Annotated in this window: 7 protein-coding genes; 5 read left to right on the plus strand and 2 right to left on the minus strand. The window is 74.8% G+C overall.

The annotated features are described in order from the left end of the window. Positions 1–200: 200 nt before the first annotated feature. Positions 201–1,442 carry an ROK family protein gene (locus ACIA79_RS23235; protein ID WP_399430255.1) on the minus strand — a complete coding sequence of 414 codons (1,242 nt, stop codon included), beginning with the start codon at positions 1,440–1,442 and terminating at the stop codon, positions 201–203. A 320-nt stretch (positions 1,443–1,762) separates the two neighbouring features. On the opposite strand from ACIA79_RS23235, the gene ACIA79_RS23240 reads away from it, so the two are divergent. The 4 genes from ACIA79_RS23240 (at position 1,763) to ACIA79_RS23255 (ending at position 5,213) form a co-directional block, all read left to right on the plus strand. Beyond that, positions 1,763–2,437 (plus strand): endonuclease, encoded by a 675-nt coding sequence (locus ACIA79_RS23240; RefSeq protein WP_399430256.1) that lies wholly within the window; start codon positions 1,763–1,765, stop codon positions 2,435–2,437. Continuing rightward, a complete protein-coding gene (locus ACIA79_RS23245) occupies positions 2,434–2,658 on the plus strand; it encodes a hypothetical protein (protein WP_399430257.1) in 225 nt (74 codons plus the stop codon). The genes ACIA79_RS23240 and ACIA79_RS23245 overlap by 4 nt, the downstream gene beginning before the upstream one ends. A 316-nt stretch (positions 2,659–2,974) precedes the next feature. After that, positions 2,975–4,198 (plus strand): MFS transporter, encoded by a 1,224-nt coding sequence (locus ACIA79_RS23250; RefSeq protein ID WP_399430258.1) that lies wholly within the window; start codon positions 2,975–2,977, stop codon positions 4,196–4,198. A 229-nt stretch (positions 4,199–4,427) separates the two neighbouring features. After that, positions 4,428–5,213: a maleylpyruvate isomerase family mycothiol-dependent enzyme gene (locus tag ACIA79_RS23255; protein ID WP_399430259.1), complete on the plus strand. Its 786-nt coding sequence runs from the start codon at positions 4,428–4,430 to the stop codon at positions 5,211–5,213. Positions 5,214–5,251: 38 nt separating this feature from the next. Here ACIA79_RS23255 and ACIA79_RS23260 read toward each other — a convergent pair whose 3' ends face one another. Beyond that, a complete protein-coding gene (locus ACIA79_RS23260) occupies positions 5,252–5,677 on the minus strand; it encodes a MarR family winged helix-turn-helix transcriptional regulator (RefSeq protein ID WP_399430260.1) in 426 nt (141 codons plus the stop codon). An 87-nt stretch (positions 5,678–5,764) separates the two neighbouring features. On the opposite strand from ACIA79_RS23260, the gene ACIA79_RS23265 reads away from it, so the two are divergent. Next, entirely contained in the window at positions 5,765–7,318 is a 1,554-nt protein-coding gene (locus tag ACIA79_RS23265; RefSeq protein WP_399430261.1) for an MFS transporter, read from the plus strand. Positions 7,319–7,439 lie beyond the last annotated feature (121 nt).

Raw genomic sequence — 7,439 nt, forward strand, 5'->3', positions numbered from 1 at the left:
CGCGGTACGCGGCAGCGAGTGCGTGCGGTGCCTCCGTCCGGGATGGCGGTGCGGTGCGCGGTACCGCGTGGGTCCGGTGCTCCGGAGGGCGGTGCGGCAGTGCGGCGGCACGGGCGGTCACGTCCGGCCGCCCGTATTGCGGCCCGGCCGGAGAGCAACGCCGTCCGCCCGCCGGGCCGAGGGCCCCGTACGGACACCGCCTAAGAGGCGTCCAGCGGGGCCGGGGGACGGCCCAGCGCGGCGAGCGGGTCGTCGAGGACCGGCTGCCAGGCCAGTTCGGCCGCACCGGCGAGACTGTTGTGGTCCAGGGTGCAGCCCAGGATCGGCACGCCGCCGCTGCGCCCCCACAGACTGCGGTCGGCGACCACCGCACGGAGCCGTTCCGGATCGGCGGCCAGGAGTTCGCGGTGCAGGCCGCCGAGGATGATCCGGTCCGGGTTGAGGATGTTGACCAGGCCCGCCAGGCCCAGACCGAGCCGGTCGATGAGCTCCTCCGTGGCGGCCCGTACCGCCGGGTCGCCGCCCTCCGTACGGAGCAGGTCCCGGGCCTGCTGCAGGAGCGACACCTCGGGGCCGGGCTCGCGCCCGGCGGCGGTGAGGAAGGCGAGCGGGTCGGCCTCGACGTCGAGGCAGCCGCGGCTGCCGCAGTAGCAGGGGCGGCCTTCGGGGTTGACCGTGAGGTGTCCGACTTCGAGGGCGAGGCCCGAGCTTCCGGTGTGCAGGCGCCCGTCGAGGACCAGGGCACCGCCCACGCCCCGGTGCCCGGTGGCGACGCACAGCAGGTGCTGCGCCCCGCGTCCGGCGCCGTGCCGGTGCTCGGCCAGGGCGGCCAGGTTGACGTCGTTGCCCGTGAAGGCGGGCCCCTCGATCCCCGCCGCGCGCACCTGCTCCGCGAAGATGTCCCGGACCGGGGCCCCGGCGGGCCAGGCGACGTGCAGCGGGTTGAGGGCGGTGCCTTCCGGTTCGGCCACCGCCGACGGCACGGCGAGCCCGGCGCCCACGCAGCGGCGCCCGCTCTCGCGCAGCAGCCCGGCGCCCGCCTCGACGACGGCCGCGAGCACCTGGGCGGGGTCCGCGGTGACGGTCACGCAGCCGGGCGCGGTGGCGACGATGCGTCCGCCGAGACCCACGAGGGCGGCGCGGAAACCGTCGGCGTGGACCTGGGCGGCGAGGGCGACCGGGCCGTTCTCGTCGACGGTGAGCCGGTGCGAGGGACGGCCCTGGGAACCGGCGGCGGCACCGGGGCGGGAGTCGACCCGGATGAGCCCCAGCGCCTCCAGCTCGGCGGCGACGGCACCGGCAGTGGCACGGGTGACGCCGAGCTCGGCCGTGAGCACGGCACGCGTGGGCGCGCGCCCGGTGTGCACCAGCTCCAGCGCGGGGCCGAGCGCGCTGCGGCCCCGGTCCAGCCGTGATCGGGTCATGGTCGCCTTGCCGTTCATGGGGGCGAGTCTCCCATGGTCCGGCATGCGGACGGTCCTGCCCGTCCTGACCGGTCGCCGGTCCCTCTCGCGGCCCCTCTCACGGCTCCTACGTGATCCTCCCGTCGCCCTTTCGCCGCCCGCCCCGATCCGCCCGCGGCCCCTTTCCCGTCCGTCCCGCCCCGATCCGCCCACGGCCCCTTTCCCCGCCGGCCTCGGCCCGCCCGAGGTCCTCTCCCGGTCCGCGCCGGCCCTTCTCGCGGCGCGAGCCGACCAGGCCGCTGTTTCGGGTGGTCGTGGACGGGTACTGCGGGTGGCTGACGCAAGGTGCGGGAGGTTTCATGTCACGGACCGACACCGAAGCGACGGTGCGGGCCCTGCTCGACGGGCGGGGGCGTACCTACGCGGAGGAGGCCGGGATCCGCCTCAAGGACACCCCGCAGCCGCTGTACGAGCTGCTGGTACTGGCCCTGCTGCTGAGCGCGCGCATCCGCGCGGACACCGCGGTCGCGGCGGCGCGCGCCCTGTTCGCCGCCGGGATGCGGGACGCACGGCACATGCGTGACGCCGGCTGGCAGCAGCGCGTGGACGCGCTCGGCGAGGGCGGCTACCGGCGGTACGACGAGCGCACGGCCACCCAGTTGGGCCGGGCCGCCGAGCTGGTCCTCGACGCGTACGGCGGCGATCTGCGCCGGATGCGCGAGAAGTCCGGCGGCGACCCGGAGCGCCTGCGCGCGCTGCTGCAGGAGGTGCCGGGCATCGGGCCCGCCGGCGCCGACATCTTCCTGCGGGAGGCGCAGGGCGTCTGGCCGGAGCTGGCGCCGTACCTGGACGACAGGACGCTCGACGGGGCCGAGCGGCTGGGCCTGCCGACGGACCGCGAGGAGCTGGCGGGCCTGGTCGGGAGGATGGAGCTGCCCGCGCTGGCGGCGGCGCTCGTGCGCGCCGCGCTGGACCGGCACGTCGTCGACGACGTCCGCGAGACCGTCACCGAGACCCAGGGAGGATCCGGATGAGCACCGCCGACCGCGGCGAACTTCCGCTGCCCGATTACGACGAGCTGTCCGTCGGAACGCTGGAGCACCGCATCCGCGAGCTGAGCGCCGAGGATCTCACGCAGTTGTTGCACTACGAGCACGAGCACGCCGACCGCCCGATGGTCGTCCAGGTCATCACGGCCCGGAAGCACCTGCTGGACCAGGGGGTCACCCCGTCCGGCGGTGACCCGGGGGCATGACGTCCGGAGGGTCTGGGTGAGGACCGGGCGGTTCACCCGTACCCGCCGGTCCTCGCCCAGCCCCTCCCCCGGCCCATGAGCCGCCACCGCACGGCACACCGGGCCGAGCGGCAGGCCGAAGGGCACCAGGGGGCGCGCCTCTGACGCCGGGTCACGCCTCTGACAGTGCGGGGCTGGCGCACACCTTGCGGGCGGTGATGGCCCCGAGCCGGATCGGGTGGGGCGGTGTGAGGACCCCGAGCCGGATGGCCTGTCCGGCCAGGGGCCCGGGGGCCGGTGGTTGTACGAGGTCGTCGCGTACCCCTATCCTGAGTTTGTGCCGCTACTAAACAAACTCCGGACGGCCGTCCCGGGGACACCCGGCGGAGACCCCGCCGCACGCTCCCTTTCCCGCCTCCGCACCGCCCTGACCTTGTTCTTCGCACTCGACGGTTTTCTCTTCGCCGGCTGGGTGGTCCGCATCCCGGCCATCAAGGAGCAGACGGGTTCGTCCCCGAGCGACCTCGGGCTCGCCCTGCTCGGCGTGTCCGCCGGAGCCGTCGTGACGATGACGCTCACCGGCCGGCTGTGCCGCCGCTTCGGCAGCCATCCGGTCACCGTGGCCGCGGCGGTGCTGCTCTCCCTGAGCATCGCGCTCCCGCCGCTCACCCATTCGGCGCTCACGCTGGGACTGGTCCTGCTGGTGTTCGGCACGGCGTACGGCGGCATCAACGTGGCGATGAACAGCGCCGCCGTCGATCTCGTCGCCGCGCTGCGCCGGCCGGTCATGCCGAGCTTCCACGCCGCCTTCAGCCTCGGCGGCATGCTCGGCGCCGGACTCGGCGCGCTGGTCGCCGGCGGCCTGTCCCCCACCGCTCACCTGCTCGGCCTCACGGTCGCCGGCCTGCTGCTGACCGCGGCGGCCGGTCCCGTACTGCTGCGACACCCGTGTCCCGCTCCGCCCGAGGCGCTGCCCGCCGACACGGCGCCCGCGGAGCGGCGCCTCGACCGGCGGGCGCGCGGCGCGGTCGCGGTCTTCGGCGTGATCGCGCTCTGCACGGCGTACGGCGAGGGCGCGATGGCGGACTGGGGCGCGCTGCATCTGGAGCAGGACCTCGCCGCCCATCCGGGTGCGGCGGCGGCCGGATACTCGCTCTTCGCGCTCGCGATGACCGCCGGACGGCTTTCCGGCACGGCGCTGCTCCAGCGGCTCGGGCAGACCAGGACCCTGGTGGCGGGCGGCGCGACGGCGGCTGTGGGCATGCTGCTGGGCGCGCTCGCGCCGACGGTGTGGCTCGCACTGGTCGGCTTCGCCGTGACGGGCCTCGGCCTGGCGAACATCTTCCCGGTGGCGGTGGCCCGCGCCGGAGCCCTCGCCGGTCCCGGCGGCGTGGCCGCCGCGTCCACCCTCGGCTACGGCGGAATGCTGCTCGGGCCCCCCGCGATCGGCTTCCTGGCGGACTGGTTCTCGCTGCCGGTCGCCCTGACGACGGTGGCGGCGCTCGCGGGCGGCGCGGCGCTGATCGGTTACGCGGCACGGAACGCCACGGCCGTACGGTGACCCGCGACCCGGGCGGTGCGCGGGCGCGGTCCACGCGGGTGGTCCGGGGACGCGGTCCGCAAGGGCGGTCGGGGGCGTAGTCCACGGGGGCGCCGCGCTCTCGGCGAGCCGTCCGGGCGAGCCGTCCGGGCGAGCCGTCCGGGCGAGCGGTCCAAGCGGGCGGGCGGCGCCGCGTCCGCATGCCGGTCCGGGCGGACGGAAGTCCGGCCGCCGCTGTCAGAATCCGGGCATGGAGATCACTGCTCACATCGAATTCCTCGCCCGCGAGGGCGAGTTGCTGGCCGAGGCGGCCGAGAAGGCCGGCCCCGGCGCACCGGTGCCCACCTGCCCCGGGTGGCAGGTGCGGGACCTGCTGCGACACACCGGGATGGTGCACCGCTGGGCCACCGCCTTCGTGGTGGAGGGGCACACGTCGTACCACCCCGACGGCGGCGAGCCCGACCTGGACGGCGATGCGCTGCTGGAGTGGTTCCGGAAGGGCCACCGGTTGCTCGTCGCGGCGCTGACCGAGGCGCCCGACACCCTGGAGTGCTGGACCTTCATGCCCGCGCCCTCGCCGCGCGCCTTCTGGGCCCGGCGCCAGGCGCACGAGACGACCATCCACCGCGTGGACGCCCAGTGCGCGCTCGGGACGGCGGCGGCGCCCGGTGCCGTGAGCACGCGGACGGCCGCGGCAGTGGCCGCGGAGGTGGCCCCGGAGATGGCCGCGGACGGGATCGACGAGCTCCTCCGCGGCTTCCACGCCCGGGAGAAGAGCCGGGTGCGTACACCGGAGCCGGGCGTGCTGCGCGTACGGGCGACCGACACGGATGACGTGTGGACCGTCCGGCTGTCGGCCGGGCCGCCGCGCGCGACGCGGGGCGCCGAGGGGGCGGCGGACTGCGAGCTCCGCGGAACGGCCGAGCAGCTCTACCTGACGCTGTGGAACCGGCTTCCGGCCGGGAGGGTGACCGTGACGGGCGACGAGCGGCTGGCCGGCCTGTGGCGCGAGAACTCCGCCGTCACCTGGTCCTAGAGCTTGCCGCCGTCACCTGGTCGTAGCGCTGGTCGCCGTCACCTGGCGGCAGAGCTTGTCTCGGACCGCGCACCGTCCGCCAGCACCCGGCTGAGCACGGCACGCTGCAGGGGCCGCACCTCGGCGTGCCGGGCGCGGCCCTGGTCCGTCAGCGCCACCCGCACGCCGCGCCGGTCCTCGCTGCACATGCCGCGCGTCACGAGCCCGTCCTTCTCCAGGCGGGCCACGAGCCGGGACAGGGCGCTCTGGCTGAGGTGCACCCGGGACGCGAGTTCCTGGACGCGGTAGGAGCAGCCACCGTCCTGCGGCGATCCCTCGGCGAGCACGTCGAGGACCTCGAAGTCGCTGGCGCCGAGACCGTACGGGTGGAGCTCGCGGTCGAGTTCGGACGTCGTACGGGCGTGCAGCGCGCGCACGTCGTGCCACTGCTCCACGAGCGCACGCTCGGACTTCATCGCTGCCATGGACCCAAGTTAGCAGAGACGACGCCCTTTGTTGCATCGGAATTAAATGCACTTGCATTCAATGCATGTGCATGTACTGTCTCCCTCATGACTTCTCCGCTCACCGTTTCCTCCCCCGCGCCGCAGGAGCGCTGGAGCCCGCGGCTGTGGGGCACCTTGCTGGTCCTGTGCGCCGCGATGTTCCTCGACGCCCTCGACGTATCGATGGTCGGTGTCGCCCTGCCGTCCATCGGGGCCGATCTCGGCCTCTCCACCGCCACCCTGCAGTGGATCGTCAGCGGCTACATCCTCGGCTACGGCGGTCTGCTGCTGCTCGGCGGCCGCGCCGCCGACCTGCTCGGCCGCCGCCGGGTCTTCCTCATAGCCCTCGCGGTCTTCGCGCTCGCCTCGCTGCTGGGCGGTCTCGTCGACTCCGGCCCGCTGCTGATCGCCAGCCGCTTCATCAAGGGCCTGAGCGCCGCGTTCACCGCGCCGGCCGGCCTGTCGATCATCACCACCACGTTCAAGGAGGGGCCGCAGCGCAACCGGGCCCTGTCGATCTACACCACCTGCGCCGCGACCGGCTTCTCCATGGGCCTGGTGCTGTCCGGTCTCCTGACCGAGCTGAGCTGGCGCTGGACCATGCTGCTGCCCGCGCCGGTCGCCCTGATCGCCCTGGCCGTCGGCATCAAGCTGATCCCGCGCAGCCCGCGTGACGACGCCCGCGGCGGCTACGACCTGCCGGGCGCCGTCACCGGTACGGCCGCGATGCTGCTGCTGGTCTTCACGGTCGTCGAGGCGCCCGAGGCAGGCTGGGCCTCGCCCCGCACCCTGCTGTCGTTCCTCGCGTCCGCCGTCCTGCTCGCCGTCTTCGTGACCGTCGAGCGGCGCACCGCGAGCCCGCTGCTGCGGCTCGGCGTACTGCGCTCCGGTACGCAGCTGCGGGCGCAACTGGGCGCCGCCGCCTTCTTCGGCTCGTACGTCGCCTTCCAGTTCATCGTGACGCAGTACATGCAGTCGCTGCTCGGCTGGAGCGCCCTGCAGACGGCGCTCGCGTTCCTCCCGGCCGGTGTGCTGGTGGCCCTCTCCTCCACCAAGATCGGCGACGTGGTGGACCGGTTCGGCACGCCCCGCGTGATCGCCACCGGCTTCGCGCTCCTCGTCGTCGCGTACGCGATCTTCCTCCAGGTGGACCTGACGCCGCGGTACGCCGCCGTCATCCTGCCGTCGATGCTGCTGCTGGGCGCGGCCTGCGCGCTGACCTTCCCGTCGCTCAACATCCAGGCCACGAGCGGCGTGGACGACCACGAACAGGGCATGGTGTCGGGGCTGCTGAACACCTCGGTCCAGGTGGGCGGCGCCCTCTTCCTCGCCGTGGTGACCGCCGTCATCACCGCCGGCGGCGCCGAGGGCGGCTCCAAGCAGGAGGTACTGGACAGCTTCCGGCCCGGCCTCACCGTGGTGACCGCCATCGCGCTCGCCGGCCTGCTGATCACCCTGACCGGTCTGCGCCGGCGACGTGACGGGCAGCCGTCGGTGGTGGTCGCGAAGTCCTCCCCCACTGCCGCGGGCGAGCACGAGCGGCACGGCCACGGCCACGACCACCAGCAGCCGGACGCGCTGCACGAGCAGCAGGTCGAAGCCGTCGCCGCACGCGACTGACGCACCACTTGCGTGATACGCCGCCGGGGGGGGGGGGGGGGGGGGGGGGGGGGGGGGGGGGGGGGGGGGGGGGGGGGCGGCCGGGGCGGGGGGGGGGCGGGCGCGGCCGGGGGGGCTCGCA

Origin of the sequence: Streptomyces sp. NPDC051310, assembly GCF_044455245.1 — a bacterium.
Taxonomy (GTDB): domain Bacteria; phylum Actinomycetota; class Actinomycetes; order Streptomycetales; family Streptomycetaceae; genus Streptomyces.